This is a genomic window from Desulfobacter latus, from assembly GCF_013389365.1.
In the GTDB taxonomy this organism is placed as follows: Bacteria; Desulfobacterota; Desulfobacteria; order Desulfobacterales; family Desulfobacteraceae; genus Desulfobacter; species Desulfobacter latus.
Map to the genome: position 1 here is coordinate 24,296 of NZ_JACADJ010000012.1, position 25,169 is coordinate 49,464.

The 25,169-nt window shown below is 46.9% G+C and carries 24 protein-coding genes; 14 read left to right on the top strand and 10 right to left on the bottom strand.

Features of this window, described 5'->3' with window-relative positions:
* Positions 1–126 precede the first annotated feature (126 nt).
* Positions 127–1,431, bottom strand: a complete 1,305-nt coding sequence (locus HXW94_RS05595) for an ATP-binding protein (protein ID WP_178365915.1) — start codon at positions 1,429–1,431, stop codon at positions 127–129.
* A gap of 185 nt (positions 1,432–1,616) precedes the next feature.
* On the opposite strand from HXW94_RS05595, the gene HXW94_RS05600 reads away from it, so the two are divergent.
* Positions 1,617–1,898 (top strand): type II toxin-antitoxin system RelE/ParE family toxin, encoded by a 282-nt coding sequence (locus tag HXW94_RS05600; protein ID WP_178365916.1) that lies wholly within the window; start codon positions 1,617–1,619, stop codon positions 1,896–1,898.
* A 14-nt stretch (positions 1,899–1,912) separates the two neighbouring features.
* Entirely contained in the window at positions 1,913–2,209 is a 297-nt protein-coding gene (locus HXW94_RS05605; RefSeq protein WP_178365917.1) for a HigA family addiction module antitoxin, read from the top strand.
* Between the two features lie 74 nt (positions 2,210–2,283).
* On the opposite strand, the gene trxC is transcribed toward HXW94_RS05605, so the two are convergent.
* The 6 genes from trxC to HXW94_RS05635 form a co-directional block, all read right to left on the bottom strand.
* Positions 2,284–2,730 (bottom strand): thioredoxin TrxC, encoded by a 447-nt coding sequence (gene trxC, locus HXW94_RS05610; protein ID WP_178365918.1) that lies wholly within the window; start codon positions 2,728–2,730, stop codon positions 2,284–2,286.
* 84 nt (positions 2,731–2,814) lie between these two features.
* Positions 2,815–3,543: a Rossmann-like domain-containing protein gene (locus tag HXW94_RS05615; RefSeq protein WP_178365919.1), complete on the bottom strand. Its 729-nt coding sequence runs from the start codon at positions 3,541–3,543 to the stop codon at positions 2,815–2,817.
* Positions 3,544–3,565: 22 nt separating this feature from the next.
* Positions 3,566–4,261: a thiamine phosphate synthase gene (locus HXW94_RS05620; protein ID WP_246293760.1), complete on the bottom strand. Its 696-nt coding sequence runs from the start codon at positions 4,259–4,261 to the stop codon at positions 3,566–3,568.
* Entirely contained in the window at positions 4,251–4,568 is a 318-nt protein-coding gene (locus HXW94_RS05625; protein WP_178365921.1) for an MTH1187 family thiamine-binding protein, read from the bottom strand. Before HXW94_RS05625 ends, HXW94_RS05620 begins: the two co-directional genes overlap by 11 nt.
* 6 nt (positions 4,569–4,574) lie before the next feature.
* Positions 4,575–5,411 carry a hydroxyethylthiazole kinase gene (gene thiM / locus HXW94_RS05630; protein WP_178365922.1) on the bottom strand — a complete coding sequence of 279 codons (837 nt, stop codon included), beginning with the start codon at positions 5,409–5,411 and terminating at the stop codon, positions 4,575–4,577.
* Positions 5,412–5,515: 104 nt separating this feature from the next.
* Entirely contained in the window at positions 5,516–7,243 is a 1,728-nt protein-coding gene (locus HXW94_RS05635) for an AIPR family protein (protein WP_246293761.1), read from the bottom strand.
* 379 nt (positions 7,244–7,622) lie between these two features.
* Between HXW94_RS05635 and HXW94_RS05640 the strand changes: the two genes are divergently transcribed.
* The 9 genes from HXW94_RS05640 to HXW94_RS05680 all read left to right on the top strand — a co-directional run bounded on the left by HXW94_RS05640 (position 7,623) and on the right by HXW94_RS05680 (position 18,258).
* Positions 7,623–8,231, top strand: coding sequence for a restriction endonuclease subunit S (locus tag HXW94_RS05640; protein ID WP_178365923.1), 609 nt, complete (start codon positions 7,623–7,625; stop codon positions 8,229–8,231).
* The gene (locus HXW94_RS05645; RefSeq protein WP_178365924.1) at positions 8,218–8,691 is read left to right on the top strand and encodes a GxxExxY protein; all 474 of its coding nucleotides are present in this window, start codon (positions 8,218–8,220) and stop codon (positions 8,689–8,691) included. The genes HXW94_RS05640 and HXW94_RS05645 overlap by 14 nt, the downstream gene beginning before the upstream one ends.
* 142 nt (positions 8,692–8,833) lie before the next feature.
* Positions 8,834–10,126 (top strand): RNA-guided endonuclease IscB, encoded by a 1,293-nt coding sequence (iscB, locus tag HXW94_RS05650; RefSeq protein WP_178365925.1) that lies wholly within the window; start codon positions 8,834–8,836, stop codon positions 10,124–10,126.
* Between the two features lie 144 nt (positions 10,127–10,270).
* Positions 10,271–11,860, top strand: a complete 1,590-nt coding sequence (locus HXW94_RS05655; protein ID WP_218576590.1) for a type I restriction-modification system subunit M — start codon at positions 10,271–10,273, stop codon at positions 11,858–11,860.
* Positions 11,857–13,044 (top strand): restriction endonuclease subunit S, encoded by a 1,188-nt coding sequence (locus tag HXW94_RS05660; protein ID WP_178365926.1) that lies wholly within the window; start codon positions 11,857–11,859, stop codon positions 13,042–13,044. Before HXW94_RS05655 ends, HXW94_RS05660 begins: the two co-directional genes overlap by 4 nt.
* Before the next feature lie 28 nt (positions 13,045–13,072).
* Entirely contained in the window at positions 13,073–13,669 is a 597-nt protein-coding gene (locus HXW94_RS05665; RefSeq protein WP_218576591.1) for a transposase, read from the top strand.
* Between the two features lie 35 nt (positions 13,670–13,704).
* The gene (locus HXW94_RS05670; protein ID WP_178365928.1) at positions 13,705–14,448 is read left to right on the top strand and encodes a Fic family protein; all 744 of its coding nucleotides are present in this window, start codon (positions 13,705–13,707) and stop codon (positions 14,446–14,448) included.
* Positions 14,445–17,450, top strand: a complete 3,006-nt coding sequence (locus HXW94_RS05675; protein ID WP_178365929.1) for a type I restriction endonuclease subunit R — start codon at positions 14,445–14,447, stop codon at positions 17,448–17,450. The genes HXW94_RS05670 and HXW94_RS05675 overlap by 4 nt, the downstream gene beginning before the upstream one ends.
* Before the next feature lie 262 nt (positions 17,451–17,712).
* Positions 17,713–18,258 (top strand): CBS domain-containing protein, encoded by a 546-nt coding sequence (locus tag HXW94_RS05680; protein WP_178365930.1) that lies wholly within the window; start codon positions 17,713–17,715, stop codon positions 18,256–18,258.
* Positions 18,259–18,401: 143 nt separating this feature from the next.
* Here HXW94_RS05680 and HXW94_RS05685 read toward each other — a convergent pair whose 3' ends face one another.
* The 3 genes from HXW94_RS05685 to HXW94_RS05695 are packed head-to-tail and all read right to left on the bottom strand — an operon-like array spanning position 18,402 to position 21,351.
* A complete protein-coding gene (locus tag HXW94_RS05685; protein WP_178365931.1) occupies positions 18,402–19,175 on the bottom strand; it encodes an ABC transporter ATP-binding protein in 774 nt (257 codons plus the stop codon).
* The gene (locus HXW94_RS05690; RefSeq protein WP_178365932.1) at positions 19,172–20,242 is read right to left on the bottom strand and encodes a FecCD family ABC transporter permease; all 1,071 of its coding nucleotides are present in this window, start codon (positions 20,240–20,242) and stop codon (positions 19,172–19,174) included. Before HXW94_RS05690 ends, HXW94_RS05685 begins: the two co-directional genes overlap by 4 nt.
* Positions 20,243–20,247: 5 nt before the next feature.
* Complete coding sequence (locus HXW94_RS05695; RefSeq protein ID WP_178365933.1) at positions 20,248–21,351, bottom strand: iron ABC transporter substrate-binding protein; 1,104 nt, start codon at positions 21,349–21,351, stop codon at positions 20,248–20,250.
* A 394-nt stretch (positions 21,352–21,745) separates the two neighbouring features.
* Between HXW94_RS05695 and HXW94_RS05700 the strand changes: the two genes are divergently transcribed.
* The 3 genes from HXW94_RS05700 (at position 21,746) to HXW94_RS05710 (ending at position 25,161) form a co-directional block, all read left to right on the top strand.
* Positions 21,746–23,026, top strand: coding sequence for an amidohydrolase family protein (locus tag HXW94_RS05700; protein ID WP_178365934.1), 1,281 nt, complete (start codon positions 21,746–21,748; stop codon positions 23,024–23,026).
* A 319-nt stretch (positions 23,027–23,345) separates the two neighbouring features.
* On the top strand, positions 23,346–23,573 hold the full coding sequence (locus HXW94_RS05705) for a hypothetical protein (protein WP_178365935.1): 228 nt from the start codon (positions 23,346–23,348) through the stop codon (positions 23,571–23,573).
* A gap of 22 nt (positions 23,574–23,595) precedes the next feature.
* On the top strand, positions 23,596–25,161 hold the full coding sequence (locus HXW94_RS05710) for a glycogen synthase (RefSeq protein WP_178365936.1): 1,566 nt from the start codon (positions 23,596–23,598) through the stop codon (positions 25,159–25,161).
* Positions 25,162–25,169 lie beyond the last annotated feature (8 nt).

Sequence of the window (25,169 nt, forward strand, 5' to 3'; positions counted from 1 at the left end):
ACTCTTGTTTCAGAGATATAGCATACCTTTTTATTAAGTTTCAAAAAATATGATTTTATTAACTCAGACCTCGGTGGAATTTGTGAGACATGATTTCCCGGCCTGAATTATTCCGAGCCGCTCCAACTACTCAAATCGGGTGTAAATGGGAATAAAAGTTATATTGTCGACACGTTGTTTTTCAAATACAATCGGTGACATCACATACCCGGTTTTAATATCCGGGTGTTCCTGCATAAAAAGATGAAGACTTTTCAGTTTTCCTTTAGGGCCGCTTTTGACCTCTATTGGAAATATATTGCCATCATGGACGTATAAATAGTCGACTTCCGCAGAACTGCTTTTTTTATCCCGTGCCCAATAATACATTTTTCTGGATTCGGAACCACCGGCTGCCAGCAGCTCCTGACCGACAAACTGTTCTGCCAGGGCACCACGATAAACATGGGATAAATCTTTGGACCTGATAACATCCGTTGCCGATATCCCACTGCTGTATTGTACCAGGCCGATATCTAAAAAAAGCGGTTTCATTTTTTTGGGTGATACGCCTACACCTAAAGGAAGATTGTTCGCATTTGAGGCTTTTATAATCTGAATAATGAGCGCTTTCTCTAATATTTGAAGGGATGTTTTTGTTTTTTCAATCCGTCTTTCGGGATCCAACCGGGTGTATTTGATTTGACTGCCGATAAATGACGGAATGATTCTCATTATGTGATCAAGGCTGTCAATATCGGCTCTTCTATAATATTTTATAAGTGATTGAAGATATGCTTGAAATATCTGTTCATGCACGTCAAAACTATCCGTGATGGATTTGGTATGACAATATCTTTTGATGGCTTCAGGCATACCGCCGGTTAAAAAATATATTTTTAACTGTTCGATAATTTTTTGATGTGCAAATTCACTGACGGGTTCAAAGTTTGAGATGCAGGGGAGCTGATTTGCCAAAAGATCGTATCCGGCAGCATTTAAAAACTCATAAAAGGTCATGGGCCCCATCCATTCAAAAGCAACCCGTCCGACAGGAAAAGAAACTTGCCCCAAAGCAAATTCGAGCATTGAACCTGCCGCAGCAACATGCAGATCAGGCATTTCTTCATAGAAGTATCTCAGACTTAACAGTGCTCTTTCACACTCTTGAATTTCATCAAAAAAGAGCAGGGTTTTTCCGGGAACAATTTTAATTCCTGAAAAAATCTCAATATCCTGTATTATTTTTTCTGCTGACAAATCCTGATCAAAAATTTTATGAATACTCCGGTCTCGCTCAAAATCCAGTTTGATCAAGGAATCAAAACAGGTTTTACCAAAATAAGTTATGGAAAAGGTTTTACCAACCTGCCTTGCCCCCCGGAGAATTAACGGCTTCCTGAATGTTTGATTTTTCCAGTTGATTAAATGTTGATCAATTGTTCTTTTCATAATTTCCTCCGGCGTTATTCGTTTTTTACGGTTTAATTATTACGAAATAATTGTAATTTTACAAGGTTCTTTTTTGATACATAGTGATTTTAAATATGAATCCTAATCTATGTTAACCTTGGTTATTTTAAGGCACCCACAAAAATATCGGTTGACAATACTATTGTAGCTTATATAATTTAAGCATGATCAAATCGTTTAAGGATAAGGAAACCCAGAAAGTTTTTGACCGAATCTATTCAAAAAAATGGTCAAATCAACTGCAGCGAGCAGCATTCAGAAAATTAAAAATGTTGAAGGTGTCTGAATCTTTGAATGATTTGAGAAGCCCGCCGTCTAATCATCTTGAAAAGCTATCAGGGGATAGACAGGGGCAATACAGTATCAGGATCAATAAACAATGGCGCATTTGCTTTACCTGGAGGCAGGCGAATGCGTATGACGTTGAAATCACAGATTATCATTAACCATGGGAGTTCCTATGAAAAAAATACCTGCCGTCCACCCAGGGGAGATACTGCTTGAAGAGTTCATTAAACCTTACGGGCTGACTCAATATAAATTGGCAAAAAATATCGGTGTTTCCCAGATGAGGATATCTGAAATTGTCAATGGGAAAAGAAGTATTACCACAGACACATCCCTACGGCTTTCAAAATACTTTGGTTTGTCCCCGTCATACTGGGTAATGCTTCAAATTGAATATGATATCGACATGGCCATGGACAATCATGAACTGGCAGCAACCATAGATAAAATTGTCCCGGTAAATGCCTAAAAATTTGAAATCAAATTGGATTCCGATCGTGAAAATAAAACAGGCCTGCCGGATAAATTCCGGCAGGCTTTGGATCAAATAAATGATTTTATCCGGGCCTCTAACGCCTCTTTAGGCAAGGCCCCTGCGACCTGGTCAACCAGACTGCCGTTTTTCACGAAAAGCATGGTGGGAATGCTTTGAATGCGGTATTTTGAGCTGGTCATAGGATTTTCATCCACATTGACCTTGGCAATTTTAAGCCGTCCCCGGTAAGTTTTTGCCAGGCTGTCCAGGATGGGACCCACAGCCCGGCAGGGACCGCACCAGGGGGCCCAGCAATCCACCAGTACCGGAAGGGGTGACTGCATGACCGCCTGCTCAAAATCGGCATCCGTAACGTTCACCGGGGCATCAAAAATTTCAAGGTTCAAAATTGTGCCGCACTTGCCGCACTTGGGGCTTTCCGAAATTCTGTTTTCAGGCACCCGGTTTTTTGCCCCGCATTTCGTACACCGAATAATCAATTGATTTGCAGCCATATTTACATCTCCCTCTTTGTTTATGGTTTCATCCTGAGGCTTGATGATCAAGTAAGCGCATCAGGCCAATTCTGACAGATAGCCTCAGTGCCCGCAATGACAATAACTTGAAAGTCCCAAAATTTTGGCCGGCGCACTGATGGTCACCCCGAAAAACACGGCAGGTTTGCCGCAGTTCAAAAAATGGGTAATGGTGCCGTTCACAATGGTGGACCCGGTGGCAAAAATCATGTCGCACCAGTCAAGCCCATCTTCAAAGTTTTCCCCGGATTCTATACGCACCCCGAACTTTTCGGTACCCACGTTGTCCGGGTCAAGGTCCAGGGCCCGCATCGTGTTCTGTCCGGCAAGATACTCCAGGAATCTTGGTTGAAGCCCGGCCAGAAGCATCTTTTTTCCTGAAAACTGCGGTTGTTCAATCAGGTTTTTGGCGCACGCGACCGGTTCCTTGTCCTTGCAATGTATTGTTTTTTCACAAAGCTGCAAGGATCTGTAAACCGCATTAAGCCCTGCAATGAAAATGGCCCGTTCATTGGTTTTTGTATGGTCCAATTCAAGCAGGCCATCCACGGACAAAGAGATATCTGCATACTCGTCTGTGAACGACTGGCCCACAGCCCCGTTAAATGTTGCGGCCATCATCACCTCTTTGCCTTTGACAATGGGATAATCATCATGATCCGGGCTGCCGATGGCTTCTTCGACGGACAACGGCTTGCATTTGATGTCAATTCTTTTGTCTGCCAGGTCGTGGCGGATGATTTCCGCTTCTAAGGCGTCTTTCAGTTGAATGTAAATATCGTTGATGTTCATTTCATTCCCTTTATTCGATACATTACCGCTTATGCCGATGCCAGGTTTTAACCAGACTTTCTGCTTCACCCCCGGGATCATCTGCTTCGGATATCGCAGATACAACAAAAAAACCGGCAACGCCTGTCTGGGCAAGGGGCGGTATATCGACAAGTTTAACGCCCCCGCCAACCACGACAGGAATTGAACTGAGCTGGGCAAGCGTTGTAATGTCCGTAATGCTTCTTGTAATTCTTTTGCCGTCCACATCAAGCCCGCTGTCCGGCTTCGTCTTTGTTTCATGCAAGGGGCCTGCGCCAAAATAGTCAATCAGGCTGACATCGGCATTTTTTATGTATTCAAACAATTCATGGGTCCTGGCGGATAAGCCGACAACCGCATCAGGGCCTAAATATTCCCGGCAGATGTCCACAGGGATATCTGATTGGCCCACATGGATGCCGTCAACCTTTATGCCTTGTTTTTTTGCCGCCAGAACCACGTCAAGGCGGTCATTCACCAACAGGGTCACCATGCCGGATTTACCGGTTTGCGCGATCACTTCGGATGCCTGGCCGGTTAATTCAATTAATTCCCTGGCAGAGGCTGTTTTGGACCGAACTTGCACGCATGTAACACCGGCGTCTACCGCATCCCGGATAATGGGCGCAACAGGACGACCTTTGGTATTCTCCGGTCCCACCACAAAATATGCTGAAATATCCAGTTTACTTCTCATGCGCATCCGCCTCTTCCAAAATACAATTAATCTTAGCCACCTTGGACGTCATCATGTCCGTAAATCCGGGCCGTATATCTGCTTTCAGCACAACGCCGGTACGAATGCCTTTTTCGGCAAGTACAAAGGCGGCGTCTTTTACCACTTTCATGACGTCATCCCAGGGGCCTTCAATCTCCGTGAACATGGAATTCGTTCGATTTTTAAGACCTGATTCTCTTATAATTTTTATGACTTGTGCCACCTCACGGCTAAGCTCATCTCCTGTTCCGCTGGGTGATATGCACACTGAAACCAATGTATTCATATATTTTTAAATCTCCTCAATATCAAACGGGTTTTCTGCAATTTCCTTGGATTTTGCTTTATACAATTCATCCAGAAAATGAACCTGAAAACTTGCCGGAGCATCTGTTTTTTCGGCAGCGCGACAACCGGCCAGGTTATAAACCGCCGCACCTGTCAATGCTGCGATAAAAGCGGATGCCGCAGTGGCATAAACAGCCATGACGCCGCCTAAAGAGCAGCCGGATCCGGTGATTTTTTCCATAAAATGCGACCCGCCATGACAAAAAGCGATAACAGAACCATCGGTAATCAAATCCTGCTTGCCCGAAACGGCCACAGCCCCGCCGGTCCATCCGGCCAGGGCCACGGCCGCATCCTTGGCCGCGCTCACCGGATCCTGGGAATCCACCCCCCGGACATTGGATGTTCCGGTGCCGCCGGCCAGCCCCCATAATCCGGCCAGGGCAATAATTTCAGAGGCATTCCCACGGATGATACTTGGCTTGCAGGGTTTAAATGCCAGCAACAGCCGGGTACGAAGATCGCCGATACCGATGGCCACAGGATCCAGAACCCATGGTTTCCCGCTGCTGTGCAAAATTTTTGCCATGGGGGGTAACGTCTTTTCATAGACCGGTGTAAGGGTCCCCAGGTTTATGTAGGCGGCACCTCCTGCCTGGGCCAGGGATCGGGCTTCATCCGGCAGATATACCATGGCGGCCGAACCGCCCACGGCAAGCTGGGCATTGGCGACAAAATTGATGGTTACCGTGTTGGTGACGGAACCTGCCATGGGATTGGTTTGTCTTACGGTTTCAACGGCATGAATTATTCCGGCTTGAATGTCTTTTTTAAAACTCATTTATTTTCTTGTTCCTAATATGTTAACCCTCTTTTTCCAAGGCAATCGCATTTAAACATATCCTGGAAATAAAAAAAAGGTGGGGACCGGCAAGTGCCCACCGCTCATCTTCCGGCCGCCTTCAACATTTCGAGAAGATCGCCACGGCGGAACGTTGCGGACAATTGCTGCAAAGAAATATCCCGGTCACCATAGCATTGCTTCAATGCCTTTGAGATATCATCTGACGTCTGTTTCCGGAACAGATCTGATTTATTTTCCAGAAGCGTTTTGACCTGTGCAAAATTGCGATGGTCCAAGTTATTAAGTTTTATACCTGATTCACGTAAGAGCCTACGACCCACCAACATTGCAATATAATGAGAGGCATAAGGCAAAAATTCCGGGGGATTCTCCTGGGATGGGCGCTTACGTTCATTTTCAACCTGTCTGAAAATCAGAGTGGCGAGAATTGCTTGGGTAGCGTTCAACTCTTCGAATATTTCCTCATATAGTTTTCCGAAGTGTTCCTTGCGTCGGAACTTTGCCTGGTGGGGTTTCTCACGCCAGATTGCCAGAACGGCCTCGGCGGTGATAGAGCTGGATATTGTACTTGACCCGATTGTTCCCTGTTCCCGTTGGCGCTTATAGGCATACCCCAAGTCGTTCATACCTATTTCAAGTTGCTTTTGACGGTCATCATTGGAACGCAAATCACGCAGATCCACAGGATTTTGACTGTTCGTCGCATAGGTAATATCAGTCACGAAACGCTGATCATCCTCTGCCAGCTCGTAAACACGCACCATCACGTAGGTGTTCTGGTAGTCAGAAAAAAGGTCTGGATTATTCAGGGTCTGCTGGATCGTTTTACAGGTCTGACCACCGTTGATAATCTGCATATTTTCCAATTTTAACTGAAAGTTTTCACCCTGAAGCGCATTATGCCTGAAATTTTTACAGATCATCGTAATACCATTATTAAAGAAATAGAAATTCTCCCGACTGTCTGGATTTACCAAGGTCGCGTGAATCGCCGTGTTCACCCGATTTTCGTGTAATCCCAGATAACGACGGATGTTTCGTTGCAGCAGCATGTCATGGTGGCGGTTAAACAACTCCGCGATTTCAGAAACCAAAACTTTGCCGGTAACAACACGACGGTAATTAAAATTTTCAAAAACGGCCTTGCCCACCAAATGCAATGTATCATCCACAGATTTAGTTTTCCGTAAAATATCAACAATGGAATCATGATTAAAATGTATCCATTTCATCTGTTTTTCGGGAAGGTTGGACTGGTGAATCCACCGTTGCGCCTGATCGTTCCACATTGCGCCATTGTTGCAGAGAATCACCCTGACATCAGGAATCCAGCCATCCAGCACCATGGAGCGGATCTCTTCTACTTTGGGCTTGATGTGCGGGTTTAAGTCAACCTCTCTGGACGGATCAAACAGAATCTGCACCGTATTTACGGCCTTCTGTACGCCATTTTCTGGAAAGTTCGCACTACCATCCAGATTATTGATCTTATATTTTCCCTGAAATATCGTCACCAAAAACTCGCCGTCATCGACCTCTCCGACATGCAAGCCATCGACCCCTGCATCGTTACCGCCTTCGGTTAAAAGGTCTACGCTTTCTTCAAGTGACATATCCAAGCAATTTGATATGCAAAGCAGTACAAAAGCCGCTGAGCGTTTCTTGTTTTCATCTTTTCCAAACCGTTCAAACCAGTCAGGATTCTTTTTTAAGATGCCGGTCAGCTGTTGATCAATAATGCTAGCGTTTATATCCATATCAAAAAGCTCCTTAATAATTAAGCAAGGTCTCCCTCGAATTCCGAACAAGCACCCGTTTATGTTTTTAACTCTTTTTTGCCTTTCTTGTCACCTTTTTTTCCAGAGCAATCGGCATGTAAACATATCCTGGAAATAAAATATGTATCCTTTGGCGTAACGCCGAGGGCGGCTTAAAAGACAAGCAGACGAGCAATTTTATTTTGACCATGGGCCTTAAGTATAAGGTGTTCTCCGAATTCAGAGTGGCTTTATTCAGCCCGTTTGGTTGTACCACGACAATCCCGGTCATAATGCGGAACGGATTGCCTCTGGTAAATAGGACTAAAAGTACAGAAGTGATATTTTTACAAAACAGAGATTGACAAACATCTCTCATATTTATATTTTACACAGAAATAACATTACAGCATATTGTAAGGATGACTGGATGAAGATAAAAATAAAAAAACTGGCAGCCGTGCAGATGGGATACTCGTTTAGGTCCCGTCTCGAAGCCTCTGAAAGTGGTGCAATTGCAGTTATTCAGATGAAAGATCTTCTGGATGACAACACGGTCGGCTGTGATGGTCTGGTCAAAATCAATATGGATGCCATGAAAAAGCACCACCTCGCGCAAAGAGGCGATCTGGTATTCAGGTCTCGCGGGCATGTGAGCACGGCAGCGATTCTTCTTGAAGATCCGGGAAAGGCCGTTGTCGCCGCGCCTTTATTAAGGATAAGGGTGACCCAGAAGGATTTGGTTTTGCCCGAGTATCTGAACTGGTATATCAGGCAGCGGGATGCGCAGATTTTTCTGACCAGCCGGGCCAAGGGAACGGTTCAGAAGATGATCAGCAAGCAGGCCATTGAAGATCTGGAGGTGGCGCTGCCAAGTCTGGAAAAACAGAAAAATATCGTTGCGCTGGCCATGTTGTCTGCTCGTGAACAAACCTTGCTTCAGACGCTGGCCGACAAGCGGGAACAATACATTTCAATAGTACTAATGCAGGTTGCGACCACGGATACAAAGAAAGGAACCACAGATGGACACGGATAAACACGGATTCTTATTAAAAGAAGAAACACACCAAATTATTGGGTGTGCCTTTGAAGTGTTAAATATGCTTGGCCATGGGTTGTTAGAAAAACCGTATGAGAATGCTCTTGTTGTTGAGTTTGGATTGAAGGGTATTCAATACAAACAACAGGCCCGTTTTCCCGTCATTTATAAAACCATTCAAGTCGGAGAATATATCCCCGACCTGATTGTATTCGATAAAATCATCGTGGATACCAAAGTCATCAAATCTATTGGCAACAACGAAAAGACTCAGATTATAAACTATCTGAAAATAACCGGTCTGCGAGTCGGTCTGATACTTAACTTTAAACACGCAAAATTAGAATGGAAGAGAATCATACTGTCAACTACCCCTCGGCTAAAGACCGAGGGGCTTGAAAAAGCCCCAAAGTTGACCAGTCTAAGTGCTTCGAGTACTACGTTAGATCGGAAATAGGTACCCTGGGGTACTCGCCAGCTCCAGGTTCTACGGCAAGTGGTTAAACAGGTTTAAGGGGTTAAGCCGGTGCTGCTTGCGCCAAACCCGGTCATAACATTGACGCGGCAAACATTACCTTGGAAACAAGAGGATTTTAAAATTGAGTGTATTTGTTCTGGATACAAACAAAAAGCCGCAGAATCCGGTGCATCCGGCAAAGGCAAGACTGCTTTTGACAGAAGGAAAAGCCGCGGTTTTCAGACAGTTCCCCTTCACGATCATTTTGAAAGAGAAAGCCTTGGACGTGGCATCAAACCCATTGCGGATCAAGATTGATCCGGGCAGTAGAGAGACCGGAATTGCCGTGATTAACGACGATTCCGGAGAGATTATTTTTGCCATGGAACTGAGACATCGAGGCCAACAGATCAAAAATAATCTGGAATCAAGACGAGCCATCAGAAGATCCCGGAGAAACCGGAAAACGCGATACCGGAAGCCGCGCTTTGATAACCGGACCAGGGCGGAAGGATGGTTGCCGCCTTCATTAAAAAGCCGGGTTCACAATATCGAAACCTGGGTCAACCGGTTGTGCCGGTTTTGCAATATTCAGGCAATTTCAATGGAGTTGGTTCGGTTTGACATGCAGAAAATACAGAATCCCGAAATATCCGGTGTCGCGTATCAGCAGGGGGAACTCATGGGTTATGAGGTACGGGAATACCTTCTGGAAAAATGGGACAGAACGTGTGCCTACTGCGGAAAAACAGATATCCCGTTGGAGATTGAACATATCGTGCCGAAATCGAAAGGCGGTTCCAACAGAGTCAGTAATCTGACACTGGCCTGTACGGCGTGCAACAGGAAGAAGGGGAACAAGCCCCTAGAACAGTTCCTTTCAAGGAAACCGGGACTGTTGAAGCGAATTCAAAAGCAGTCCAAAGTGCCGCTCAAGGATGCGGGCGCCGTCAACACGACCCGATGGGACTTGTTCCGTACCTTGAAAAAAACCGGACTGCCGGTTGAAACAGGCTCCGGCGGTTTGACAAAATTCAACCGGACGACCAGGGGACTTCACAAAACGCATTGGCTTGATGCCGCCTGTGTCGGGAAAAGCACACCTGAAAAGATTTTTCAGATCGACAAAACCGTGTTGATTGTAAAGGCAGACGGTCATGGCTCAAGGCAGATGTGCAGGGTAAACAAGTTCGGATTCCCCCGGACAACAGCAAAGTCAACTGAGAAAAAAGTCAAAGGGTTTCAGACGGGCGACATCGTCAAGGCGGTTGTCACTTCCGGTAAAAAGGTCGGAACGTACATCGGGCGTGTCGCTGTCAGAAAAAGCGGATCATTTAACATTAAAACAGTGGACAAAACAGTACAGGGCATTAGCTGGAAATATTGCAGACTGCTTCATGCATCTGACGGTTATTCCTACAATACGACGTGCTAAGGTCCGGTGCATGGACTACTAAATTATTATAAGGAGGGCGGCAATTCCTCCCCTGAGCTAAAGACTCAGGGGTTTCCTTGCCGCATTTTATGAAAATAATCTGTGTAAATCTGTGTCCATCTGTGGTTACAAAGGAGCAATATCATGAATAAGATTAATCAAAAAGACATCAACAACGCGGCATGGGCGGCGTGTGATACCTTCCGGGGCGTTGTTGACCCGGCGCAGTACAAAGACTACATCCTTGTGATGCTGTTTGTGAAATATATCTCCGATGTATGGCAGGACCACTACGAGGCGTATCAGAAACAGTATGGCGATGACGATGCCCGTATCCGCCGCAAGCTTGAGCGTGAACGGTTTGTCCTCCCGCAGGTGTTACTCACCGAAAAGAATGACGAAACCGGCGGGGAAACGGTTCTGGATGAATTTCCCGCCACCTATTACAGTCTGTATGAACGCAGGTCCGCCGCCAACATCGGTGAGCTGATCAATATCGTGCTCGATCATATTGAAGAAAGCAACAAGAGCAAACTCGAAGGGGTCTTCCGCAATATCGACTTCAACAGCGAGGTCAATCTCGGGCGGACCAAGGATCGGAATAAGCGCCTTAAAACTTTGCTGGAAGATTTTAACAAGCCACAGCTCAGCATGAAGCCCAGCCTCGTTTCCGAGGATGTGATCGGCAATACCTACATCTACCTGATTGAGCGCTTTGCCTCCGACTCTGGAAAGAAGGCCGGAGAGTTCTTTACCCCGCTCAAGGTAACCGAACTGGTGGCCAGGCTGGCTGGACCCAAACCGGGCGACCGTATCTGTGACCCGGCCTGCGGATCGGGCGGACTTCTGATTCAGGCAGCCCAAGAGGTGGCCCGCAACGCGGGCAGTGCGCAGGAAAAGCGCAACTTTGCCCTCTTCGGGCAGGAGTCCAACGGCAGCACATGGGCGCTCTGTCGGATGAACATGTTTCTGCACAGCTTTGACAGCGCCCGGGTGGAATGGTGCGACACCCTGAACAGTCCGCTGCTGGTGGAAAATGACCGGCTCATGAAATTCAACTGCGTGGTGGCCAATCCGCCGTTCTCACTGGACAAATGGGGTGCCGAAAGCGCCGAGAGCGATCAGTACAACCGTTTTTGGCGCGGAGTGCCGCCCAAAAGCAAAGGCGACTGGGCCTTTATCAGCCACATGGTGGAAACCGCCCTTGAAAAGCAGGGCCGGGTTGCCGTGGTGGTGCCCCATGGCGTGTTGTTCCGGGGCGCTGCTGAAGGGCGTATCCGCCGGAAAATGATCGAGGAAAACCTGCTGGATGCCGTGATCGGCTTGCCGGGCAATCTGTTCCCGACCACCAATATTCCGGTGGCGATTCTGGTCTTTGATCGTTCCCGTGAAAAAGGCGGTATCCGTGAAGATTGCAAAAACGTCTTCTTTGTTGATGCCAGCCGGGAGTTTGTGTCGGGAAAAAATATGAACACCCTCTCGGAAGCGCATATCGGCAAGATCATGGAGAGCTACGCCGCCCGGGCTGAAAAGGAAAAATATGCCCATCTGGCCGAGTTCGCCGAGATCAAGGAAAACGACTTCAACCTCAATATCCCCCGCTATGTGGACACCTTTGAGGAGGAAGAGGAAATCGACATTGATGCGGTGCAGGTGGAGATTGATAATCTGGAAAAAGAGCTGGCAGCGGTGCGGGTGAAGATGGCTGAGAAGCTCAAGGAGATTCAGCGATGAGTAGAACACAGCTCCTTTTAAAACAGGCGCGGTTGTCTTCAATTCCACAAGGATGGAACATTTCACAAATTGGCAAAAGCTGTAGCATCAGAAATGATCTAAGGAAACCCATTAGCGTAGACGAACGTTCAACGATTAAAGGTGATTACCCCTATTATGGTCCAACCGGGATTTTAGACTACATAGACGAATATTTGATAGATGGTGAATTCGCACTCATCGGCGAAGACGGTGATCACTTTCTTAAACCGCAAGAGAAGTCGCAGACAATTTATGTAAAAGGGAGATTTAACGCAAATAATCATGCCCACGTAATAGCTTCCACACAAGCTTGCTCTGCTCATTGGTTTGCGATTTTCTTTAAGCACAGAAATATTACCGATTTTCTAAGCAGACAGGGCGCGAACAGGTACAAACTGAATAAAGCTACCTTGGAAAAATTACCAATACTCCTCCCCCCACCCCCCGAACAAAAAGCCATTGCCGATCTGCTGTCCACCTGGGATGAGGCCATCGAGAAAACCGAGCGGCTGATTCAGGCGAAGGAAGCCAGCTTAAAGGGCCAGATTCAAAAGCTGATAAGCCAGCGGTGCGACTCTTGGCCGCATGTCAAACCGAAGAAAATATTCGACACGATAACTGAAAAGAACTTTCCCGAAGAAGAGCTTCTGTCTGTTACTCAAGATCGTGGCGTTATCCCTCGCAGCATGTTGGAAGGCCGAGTCATGTCACCGGACGGAACAACAGCCAGCTACAAGCTCATCAAGCGAGGAGATTTTGCGATAAGTCTTCGTTCATTCCAAGGAGGCATTGAATACTCGAATTATCAAGGGATCATCAGCCCTGCGTATACAGTGTTGAGACCGAAAATTGAATTGAACAGGGACTTCTATCGGCTGTTTTTTAAGTCCTATATCTTCATTAAGAAGTATTTAAACCTTGCTGTCATCGGCATTCGTGATGGGAAGCAGATAAGCATACCTGACTTTCTGAGCATTAAGATTCCCGTTCCTCCTATCGAAGAACAAAAAGAAATTGCTGAAACTCTGTCTGTTTGCCAGCACGAAATCAACCTGCTGAAACAACTCGCAGACAAATACAAAACCCAGAAACGCGGCCTGATGCAGAAAATGCTCACCGGCGAATGGCGGGTAAAACCGGAGGTGGTGAATCAATATGAATAATCCATTGCCCAACCGACAATCTATCCGGTTGAAAAATTATGATTATTCACAACCAGGATATTATTTTATCACCATTTGTACACAGGATCGAATTCATCGTTTTGGCAAAATTATCGATGAAAAAATGCGGTTGAATGACGCAGGGGAAATCGTTGCAGACGAATGGAAAAAAACGCCTGTAATGCGTAAAAATATTCAATTGGATGAATGGATAATAATGCCCAACCATTTTCACGCCATCATCGCCGTAGGGGCGCGTTGCACGCGCCCGATGAACAACACGCGCCCGATGAACAACACACGGCCATTGACCGAAAACGGGCGGACGGTCAATGGGCGGACGGTCAACGGGCGGACGGTAAATGGGCGGACGGTCAACGGGCGGATGCAATCCGCCCCTACGGATTCCCGGGTGGTTTTGGGGGATATTGTTCGTGGATTTAAATCGTCGGTGACTAAACGAGTACGGCAATTGCCAAATATGAACGATACCAAATTATGGCAACGGAATTATTGGGAACATATTATCCGCAACGAAAATGAATTGAACCATATCCGCAATTATATCCGGCATAATCCGCAAAAATGGGAAATGGATCAATTATATGGCGGTTTCGGCAATTAGTTAATAAAAACACCTGCAGAATATGGAAAAACATCATGACCAAATATAAAAAACTGGATCATCTTAAGAAAAAACTCGATTCCTTCCGCCCCTTGCCGCCGGAGATTGTTTCGAACCTTCATGAAGATCTGGTGCTTCGCTGGACCTATCATTCAAACGCTATTGAAGGCAATACGCTGACGCTGAAAGAAACCAAGGTTGCTCTGGAAGGGATCACCGTTGGCGGGAAAACCATGCGGGAGCACTTTGAAGCGATCAACCACAGGGAAGCCATTTTTTTCGTTGAAGATCTGGTCAAAAAAAATGAGTCTCTGTCTGAATGGCAGATTAAATGCATTCACCAATTGATCCTGAAAAATATTGATGACAAAAATGCAGGGGTTTATAGAAAAACAAATGTCATCATCTCGGGTGCCGATCATGTTCCGCCTGATGCCCTGCATATGGAAAGCGACATGCAGCGGTTTATCAACTGGTATCAGACAGAGGCGGCCTCTCTCCATCCGGTGGAACGGGCGGCCCGTGTTCATGCCGACTTTGTAAAAATCCATCCGTTTGTGGACGGCAATGGCAGAACCTCACGGCTGCTGATGAATCTGGAACTGATGAAAAACGGGTTCCCATCAGCTGTTCTGCCTGTGGAAAAGCGGTTGGCATATTACGAGACTCTGGACAGAGCCCACACAAAAAATGATTATGAGCCGTTTTTGATGCTTATTGCAAATATAGCGGAATCGGGTTTCAGACCTTACTGGCATGCATTGGGGGTAACCCGATGAAACCCTTTCAGATCAATGAAAAGTATCTTTCTCAAATCCCGGCGTTGCAGCTTTTGATTGGCCTGGGATTTGAATTCTTGACACCGGCTGAAGCCCTGCGCGAAAGGCAGAATCGAACCGCCAATGTTTTATTGGAGAATATTCTGCGCAGCCAGCTCAAAGAAATCAACCGCATTCATTATAAAGGCGGTGAGTATCTCTTCAGCGAGGAGAATGTGCAGTCGGCTATCCAGAAACTGAAAAATATAAAATACGATGGTTTGTTGAAGACAAATGAGGCCATTTACGATCTGATTACCCTCGGAACGGCCATGGAGCAAACCATCGAGGGTAACTCGAAAAGTTTTAATATGAACTATATCCACTGGCCCAAAGCGAAGAACAGCACCGGTCGCAACAAGTTTCATGTGACAGTCGAATACAGTGTTGCACGTTCACGGTCAACGGAAACCGCCCGGCCGGATATCGTTCTCTTTGTTAATGGTATTCCGTTTTGCGTGATTGAGTGTAAAGCACCGCAGGTTGACGTGGAACAGGCCGTCTCACAGTCGATCAGAAATCAGAATGATGACTATATCCCGAAACTGTTCATCTACAGCCAGATCGTATTGGCTCTGAATAAAAACAGCGCCATGTACGCAACAACAGGAACCGCTGCAAAATTCTGGGGGGTATGGAAAGAGCCGGATAATGGACAATGGAAAATGGATAATGGAAAATTATTGAAGCTAAAAAATATGCCATTATCCGAACATGTGCGACAAAAAATTGAAGCGTCCTTTAATTGTCAATTATCAACTATCCATTCTGAATTAATAACGGCTCAGGATGAGACGTTATTTGCCCTTTGCCGTCCGGAAAGGCTCCTGGAATTGGCGTGGAAGTTTACGGTGTTTGACGGAGGGATCAAAAAGATTGCCCGCTATCAGCAGTATTTCGTGATCAAGTCGACCCTGAACCGGGTAAAGCACTTTGATAGCACCAATTCACGTAAAGGCGGTGTGATCTGGCACACGCAAGGATCAGGAAAGTCGCTGACCATGGTGATGCTGGCCCGTAACCTGGCCTTGGATCCCGAAATATTGAATCCGAGAATTGTACTTGTGACAGACCGTGACGACCTCGACAAGCAACTTGGAAATACCTTTGCTGCCTGCGGCCTTGAAGCAAACCGGGCAACATCAGGCAGAAACCTGCTGGAATTGGTTGCTGAAAAAAAGTCAGGAATTATCACAACCCTCATTCACAAGTTCGACAAGGCTTACGCGGTAAAGAAATATCAGGATGAATCGCCCGACATTTTCATTCTGGTGGATGAGAGCCACCGGACCCAGTTCGGTTCCTTTTCCGCCCGGATGAGACAGATGTTTCCTTATGCCTGTTACTTGGGATTTACCGGCACGCCGTTGTTAAAGAAGGAAAAGAACAGCTTCACCAAATTCGGTGAACTGGTGGAGCCCCATTATTCCATCACACAGGCCGTTGAAGATGGCGCGGTGGTTCCGCTTCTGTATGAAGGGCGGCATGTGGAGATGACACAAAACAGAGAAGCCGTTGATCTGTGGTTTGAACGCCACACACAGGGGTTGAGCAAGGCGCAGCAGGCGGATTTGAAACGGAAATATGCACGAGCGGAAATGCTGAACAAAGCCGGTCAGGTCATCTACATGAGGGCGTTTGACATCAGCGAGCACTTCCGCGCCAACTGGCAGGGAACAGGATTCAAGGCTCAACTGGTGGCCCCGAATAAAACCTCTGCCCTCAAGTATAATGCGTATCTGAATGAGATTGGTATTGTCAGCTCCGAGGTTGTTATCTCACCGCCGGATATGCGTGAAGGCTATGAAGAGACCGATGATGAAACAACAGACGAGGTCGTAAAATTCTGGCAAAAGATGATGAAGCGCTATGGCAGTGAAGAAGAATACACCAAGCAGCTCATCAACCAGTTTAAACACGGCAGCGTTCCTGAAATCCTTATTGTCGTTGATAAGCTGCTCACAGGTTTTGATGCGCCACGAAACGCGGTTCTTTATTTGTGCCGGGTGCTAAGGGAGCATACGCTGCTTCAGGCAATTGCCCGGGTCAACCGTCTTCATGAGGGTAAGGCGTTCGGTTTTATCGTCGACTATGCAAGCGTCCTCGGTGAGCTGGACAAAGCGCTTACCATGTACAGCGCATTTGAAGGGTTCGATGAATCCGATCTGGTCGGCACCCTGACATCCATTAACAGCGAGATCGAAAAACTGCCTGGTCGGTATTCCGATCTTTGGGATCTATTCAAAAGTGTTAAGCATTCCTACGATGAAGAGGCTTATGAAGTGCTGCTTGCCGATGATGAACTCAGAGACGAGTTTTATGTCCGCCTTTCGGAGTTCGGGAAAACCCTTGGTATTGCACTCTCTTGTGAAAAATTTTTGACCGAAACCGACGAAAAAACGTTGTTCGGATACAAGGCAGACCTTCGGAAATTTCAGTCCCTCAAAGCATCTGTCAAGCTCCGGTATGCAGAGGCAATTGATTATCGGGATTATGAGCCCAAAATCAAAAAACTGCTGGATACACACATTCAGGCCAACGAAGTTGTTCAGCTGAATGAGCCGGTCAATATCTTTGATGATGAATCTTTTATGGTGGTTAAGGTGCATGATGATATACCGGATAAGCTTTCCGGGAATGAAGATGCCATGGCCTATTTCGGGGTGCTTAAGCCTTTCCTTGAGGCCTATTCCAGGCAAACCGGCGAATTAGATGAAGAAGACCTTGAGTCAGCTGCGGCTGATACGGCAATTGCTATTCATGGCATATTGGAAAAACACAAGAAGATTCACTTCTGGGATGATGAAGACGCTCAAAAACAGGCTGTTAATGATATTGACGATTATCTCTATGATGAGCTCAAGACGGAAAGAGGGATCGAACTGTCGCTTGATCAGATGGATGACATCATCGAGAAGGTCCTGCAGATGGCAAAGTTTAGGAATGAGTCGGAAATAACTTAACCTGGGAGCGCAGGCGTCCCGCCTGCATCTTGATAATACTGTGTATGGTATTCGATTCCTTATGGCAAATATCCAGAAAGTGTCTATAAAACTTGACTTTACATATGTTTCTCATATAATTTTAAAGATCAATCATGGGCGAACCTGGTCTATCGATATCCAGACTCAACCCAAAATGCACCATAAAAGTAATTCAATCGTTTCTTATAAAAAAGACCATCACCATAATTAAGGCCATTACTAACTTTTTCAGGAGAGAGATATGAAAGAAATTTTAATAAAATCGATTATGATCCCCTTACCCGACTATGTGACCATCAAGGAAACGGATACCGTTTATGATATGTTCCAGGTTCTGGAAAAAAGCAAATCAGATGGCTGCCACGCCCACAGGGATGTTATTGTCGTTGACGACAATGGTAAGTTCAAGGGAAACGTTACCATGATTGATATTTTCAAAACCCTTGAGCCCAATTATAAAAAACTGTTTGAAAATTATGAAGGTAAAACACTGACCAAAGATTATGTGATGGCTGCGATGCGAGATTTTAATCTCTGGGTGGAGCCCATTAAAAACATTTGCGAACGCGGCGCCAATATCAAGGTTTCCGAAATCATGCATGTACCTGATAAGGCTGAATATCTCCAGGAGAATGATTCCCTGGAAAAAGCACTGCATGAATATGTTATGGGCGCTCACCAGCCTTTGATCGTAAAAAACGGCGACACGGTCACCGGTGTGCTTAGATTCGGTGATTTATTTGAGGTAGTCAGAAAGGAGATGCTGTCCTGCCCGCTTCCCGAATAATTTGTACGCTGAAGAACATCCATAAAATCCGGGTGACCGTCTGATTTCCGGCTGCACTGAAAACTTGGAATCACGATCACCCACCTAAAAAGGAGTTTCAACGGTCGAGACACCGGCATTTTTCCGGACAAACAGCATCATCCTCAAGCCGCTTTGAAGGCATCTTCAACCGGCACCACCAGGGGGTAGCCCTTATGCCGGATAATTTCAACCGGCAGTCCGTATACCTTTGTAAGCAGGTCTGACCCGATCTCTTCAATTTTTCCCGCCCCGAACACGGTATTATTTTTTAAGCAGATATACTGATCTGCATAACGAAGTGCCGAATTCAAGTCATGCATGGTCATGATCACCGCAAGGTTATGGTCCCGTACAATATGCCGGACAAGACTTAAAATCCGGGTCTGATTTTTTAAATCCAGGCTGGAGGTGGGTTCGTCCAGCAGCAGGATATCGGTTTCCTGGACCAGGGCTCTGGCAATGGCCACCTGCTGCAGTTCGCCGCCGGAAAGTTCGTACAGATTTTTAAGGGCCATGTGTGACAGGTTCAGATGCGTCAGCACCGACCCGACTTTTTTTAAGTCATCTTTGCCGGCTGTAAACCGGATATGGGGGTACCGCCCCATGAGGACGGCGTCAAACACCGTGATTTTGCCTGCTTCGTTGTATTGGGCCACATAGCTGATCTCTTTGGCAATCTGGCGGATATCCATGGCTTTCAACGGTTTGTCTTTTACATGAATCCGGCCCGCTGCCGGGGTTAAAATTTTATTGAGGCATTTGAGTAATGTGGTTTTTCCCACGCCGTTGGGTCCTAATATTACGGTGATTTCACCCCGGGGAATGGAAAAATTGATATCCTCAAGAATCTTAACGGATTTATACTTAAAATCAATCTGGTTCACTGTCAGAATCATCTGGGATCGCCTTTAATAATGAGGTAAATAAAAACCGGTGCCCCTAAAAATGCCGTAAAAATAGAGACCGGCAGCACATGGGGCAGCATGATCAGCCGGGCGACCATATCGGCTGCCAGAAGAATCAAGGCCCCGGCCAGAATGGATGCCGGCAAAAGGAAGCGGTGGTCGTCGCCAATAATACGCCGCACAATATGGGGCGCAGCCAGACCCACAAAACTGATAATACCCACAAAGCTGATGATCAAAGCCGTCATCAACGAAGCGGCCAACATGCCGGAAAGCCTGATCCATTCCACCTGTATGCCAATGCCCTTGGCGCTCTCATCCCCCATGGCCATGCCGTTGTAGTCCCGGGATTTTACCAGGAAAAAACCAAGCAGCATCAGCACGACCGGGGCGATCAGTGCAATGTCGTTCCAGTCTGCTCTGGCCAGGTCCCCAAAGGTCCAGAACACCATGGCAGCCAGCTGCACATCATCGGCAAAAAACTGCAACAGCATGGTCCCGGCAGTAAAAAGCGAGCCTAATGCCACGCCGGTGAGCACCATAACCTGGGGGCTAGCCCCTTTTTTGCCGGAGATAAAAATAATGATTAACGCAGTGAAAATGGAAAATGAAAATGCCGTTGCCACGGTGATCAGCGGATTTGAAATGGCCACGGCATCACTGGAAGACGATGCCATCACCCCCGTCCCCATGAGGATCACGGACAGTGCCGCCCCAAATGCGGCCGCATGGGAAATACCCAGGGTAAAGGGTGAGGCCAAAGGGTTTTTCAATACCGATTGCATTACGGCACCGGAAGCGGCCAGGCCTGCCCCGCTTAAAATTGCGATGACGGTCTGGGGCAACCGGATATGCCATACGATAAGATCTGCCTTACGGGACGGTGCATCCAGCATTAATGTCTGCACCACATCCAACAACGGAAGTTTTACGGCCCCGTTGCACAAAGAGATGAGAAACAGGATTGCCATCAGGCTGAACAGGACGAAAAGCAACCAGGATTTTTTGCGAATATATCCGATATAGGCATCAGGTACCGCACCATGATCAAAATGCATGGCCTTTATTGCGCTCCTAAATCAACCGGTTTGAATGCCTTGTTCTGGAACAGGGCATCCATGGCGGCATATACTTTGGCCGATAGCAGAAATTCATAAATTTCATCTGCTTTTTTGAGCGGATCAACATCCTCAAACTGGTCCGGATAAAGCACTGTTCCCACATACCAGGCATCGGCCAAAATAGAGCCGAAATTCTGAGTGTACCAGTTATAGGGCAGTACCCCGTAGACCCGGCCATCTGCCACGGCATCCAGGGCCTGGTATACGGGATCTGTTTTCAGTTCATCAAGCCCGCTATGACCGTCCCCCATCTGCAGGGTGGAAAGATCCAGAAACAAAACTTCAGGATTTGCTTCCAGCAGTTTCTCTTTGGAAAAGCTTGAGTGAGACAAATTTTTCACCTTGATGTCAGACGTATTTGCGATATTGGCGGCATTCACAAACTCAAAAGGGGGATAATTGGGCTCTGTGGACTGGAATCCATGAGGGCCTTTATGGGCTATACCGCCAATAAAACACGTTTTTTTGTTTTTAACGGATGCGGTACGCTGGTTGAGTTCCGCAATCTGTTTATCAAAAAAGCCGATCAACGCCTCGGCCCGGTCTTCCCGGTTCAGCACCCGGCCGATGATGCGCAGACTGTTATAAATAATGTCCCGTTGAACGGCAAGGTTGCCATATCCCAGCACGACCACCGGGATACCTGTTTTCTGTGATAATTCAACCGGGTCATAGCCCATGCCGGCATATGTCTTAAAAATGACCTGGGGTTGTGCGGCAAGGCCCAAAATTTTTTCAGGATCATCGTTGCCCCGGAACTCCCCGAACACCGGCAATTTTTTGTACTGGGGATTGGCAATGGCATAGGGTCTTGCATCAAATCTTTTTCTGGCCGTTTCCATATCATCCACAGCCACCACCAGATCCTGGGCATTGAAATAGGTGATCAGGCGCAAAGCCCCTGGACCCGAACAGATAATGCGGCTGATTTGATCAGGTACAACCACTGTTTTACCTGTGCTGTCCAAAATGGTTTTTGCATGTGCCGGAAAAACAGCCGGGATCAGAAATAAACTGACACACAATAATACAAGTTTTGTCTTCATTTTAAGTCCTTTAAACAAAAAAAGCCGCAAAGGTCCGACGCCCTTTAAAAAAGGATATCTGTATGCCTTCGTGGCTTAAGGTTTATATGTTTAACAAAGCTTACTTGCCGGCTGCCTTCAAACAGCGTTTGACGTATCCTATTGAACAGGCAATATCGTGTCAAGACATTCAAAAAATTCACAGCAATTCTAATTTATTGTCGCACAAAGCCTCAAAGGCACAAAGGGTCACAACGTCGAATAAAAATCTTTGTGTCTTAGTGTCTTTGTGAGCGTCTTTCAACTAAAAAGTTTCATATTTAGAATTGTTGTTTTCATATGATATCTTGTTATGGTTGCATCAAAGCCTGTTAAACTCGATCATATAGTTAAGAATATCTTAGGAGGCCATATAATGGAAAACGAAATTGTCATACACAACGGTACGCTTTTGACCATGGAACAAGGGTTGCCTGTCATTGAAAACGCGTTTGTCCGTATCAAAGGGGATAAAATTGCTGAATGCGGACCTGCGGTTCCCGGCCGGCGCTGGGAGGGGGCGACCCTGATGGATGCCTGCGGCGGAATTATTATGCCCGGACTTGTGAACGGGCATACCCATACCCCCATGTCCATGTTTCGGGGGCTGGCCGATGACCTGCCCCTGGATGTCTGGCTCAATGAGCATATTTTCCCTGCCGAGGCACGGGACATAAACCCGGAATCCGTGGCGCAATGGACGGCCCACTCCTGCCGGGAGATGCTGGCCGGCGGCATCACCACATGCTGCGACGGCTATTTCCTGGAAAGCCATGCGGCAAAGGCCATGGCAGACAGCGGTATCCGGGCCGTGGCCGGCCAGGGCGTGATTGACTACCCTGCCCCGGGTGTCCCGGATCCGTCCAATAATATTGCTCATGCCAAAGACTTTATTGAAAAAAACGGCACCCTGTCCCCGAGAGTGACCCCGTCGATTTTCTGTCACTCACCCTACACGTGTTCAAAACAGACCCTTGTGGCCGGAAAAAACCTTGCCCGGGACAAGGGGGTCCTGTTCCAGATCCATACGGCAGAAACCCGGGCCGAGCCGGGCATGATCAAAGAGAATACAGGTCTGTCCGTGATCGCCTATCTGGACAGCCTGGGTATCCTTGATCCGGATACCCTTTTAATCCACTGTGTGTGGCTGAATGAAAACGACATTGGAATTATTGACAAGCGCGGGTGCGGGGTCATCCACTGCCCGGAATCCAATATGAAACTGGCCTCCGGGGTGGCACCGGTGCCGGACATGGTGGCAGCCGATCTGACCGTGGGCCTTGGCACGGACGGGTGCGCCTCCAATAACGACCAGGATATGTTTTCTGAAATGGATACGGCGGCCAAACTGCATAAGGCTGTGCGTCTGGATTCCTGTGTTATGGATGCCCGTACCTGTCTGAAAATGGCCACCATTGACGGGGCAAAGGCCCTGGGACTGGGTGATGTCACGGGCTCCATACACCCGGGAAAGGCTGCGGACATCATTGTGGTGGACACAACCGGTCTTCACATGACCCCCATGCATGACCCCTACTCAGGTCTGGTATATGCGGCAAGGGCTTCGGATGTCTTCTGGGTGATGGTAGATGGGAAAGTGTGCTTTAAAAAAAGTCCGCCTGTCAATCCCTTGGGGACAGACAGGCGGGCCGGATAATATAGAGAAGCAGAATCAGCTTCAGTATAAGTGCATCAGCATCAGTATCAACTATTATCCCAAAATTCACCGCTTCTATATTATCGGAAGATGTTCAAGTCAATGAAAAAATTATAAATGAGTTAAAAAAAATTAACTTCTCAGTCTTAATATTCGAGTGATAAGATTTCAGAGTACTTGACCAGGCCTATTTTGACCATGTGGTTAACCCAATTGGTCACCCACCGGGTGACCAATTCAAATATAAATTGACCTTTCAGAAATTTGTATTAGTATTAAGCTATTATTCAAGCATTTCACTTATAAAGAAGGATGCGGTATGGGAAAAAAACTCAAGGCGTGTAAGGCATGCAAAAATAAAAAACTGCATTTGCGCAAATCATCTAATGTATCGGAAGCGTTTGTGTGTAAAAATTGTGGGGCATCATCAACTGAAGCCAAGTTGCTTTGCAAACCGGTAATGAAAGAATTGATGTATTCATGCCAAAAATGCAAACGATTATCAAATAAACCCAAACGGTTGTGCAAGCCTGATAAAATCGATTAATTCTATTTTTATAAGTTTTTAAATGAATATATTGATCGTAGCTTCTGAAAACGGTGGGCTCAGTGGCGGTAAAGTCGGCGGAATCGGCGATGTCGTTCGAGATATTTCCCCTGAAATTGCAAAGCAGGGCGCAAACGTTACGGTTGTCACCCCTTCCTATGGTTTTTTCCATCAGCAGGCAGGCGCCCACTGGATAGATTCCGTGACGGTTTCGTTTTCCGGATTCAGCCATACGGCTGAAATCTATCAAGTCCCGGGCAACACGCCCCACCCCGATGTTAAACACGTTGTCGTAGATCACCCCATTTTCACTTCTTACGATCCTGCCCGCGGGTATCATCAAATCTATGTCGATGATCCACCGGACAGGCCCTTTGCAACAGATGCCACAAAATTCGCCCTTTTCGGCCTGACCGTTGCCGAAGGCTTGAAAAAAAAGATCTTCGGGGATCTTGACTGTATCCATCTTCATGACTGGCATGCCGCTTTTGTCTTGATTTTGCGCCGATTTCATCCGGATTACCCGGTGCTTCGAGACATTAGAACCGTTTACACCATCCATAACCTTGCACTTCAAGGGGTACGGCCGTTTCGATGGGATGCGTCCTCTTTGGAAGCCTGGTACCATCATCTTCCCTATCAATGGGCTGATATTGCCGATCCCCGATGGCCGGAGTGTATCAATCTGATGGCTGCCGGCATCCGGTTATCCGATGCCGTTCATACGGTTTCCCCTTCTTATGCCGAAGAAATCCGCTACCCCACTGACAGACCCCGCTACTATGGCGGTGAGGGGCTTGAGGCCGACATTCAGTCTGCCCGCAAAGCGGGGCGACTCTTTGGTATTTTGAATGGGTGTACGTATTCGCAAAACCGGGGGGTCGCCAAACGCCATTTTCCTGAGTTGGTGACACTTTTTAAAGAAAAGATTCTGAATTGGGCGGGAAAACGGGATACGGTCTCAACCGATCTTTTTGTGGCGCATGCGCGTTTGACGGATCTTGGGTCTAACGCCGGCAGACCAAAAACAATCATCACGAGCGTTTCCAGGGTTGTGGAACAAAAATTGTTGCTGATGCGGGCTTCCGGTTCGCGCGGCGTTTCCGGTCTTGAAGGCATCCTGACGGAACTCGGCGAAGAAGGGATTTACATCCTGCTGGGAACAGGAGACCGGCAATACGAAGCGTTTCTGACCGAAATGAGTTCCCGGTTTGGCAACTTTATCTTTTTGAATGGATATGCAGAGGATTGTGCTGATGCGTTGTATGCAAACGGCGATCTTTTCCTCATGCCAAGCTCGTTTGAACCATGCGGGATCAGTCAGATGCTGGCCATGCGGGATGGGCAGCCCTGTCTGGTACATGACGTGGGCGGATTGAAAGATACCGTCAAAAACGAACATAATGGCTTTACGTTCAAAGGTGATACGGTTGAAGAACAGGTTGATAATTTTGTGAGCGTTTTTAAAAAAGCGATCAACCTCAAAAAGAACGCGCCGGGTCAGTGGCAACAGATTTGTGAAAATGCCGCCGCTTGCCGCTTTTCCTGGGCGGATACGATTAACCGCTACTTCAGGGAACTTTATTGAATTGATAG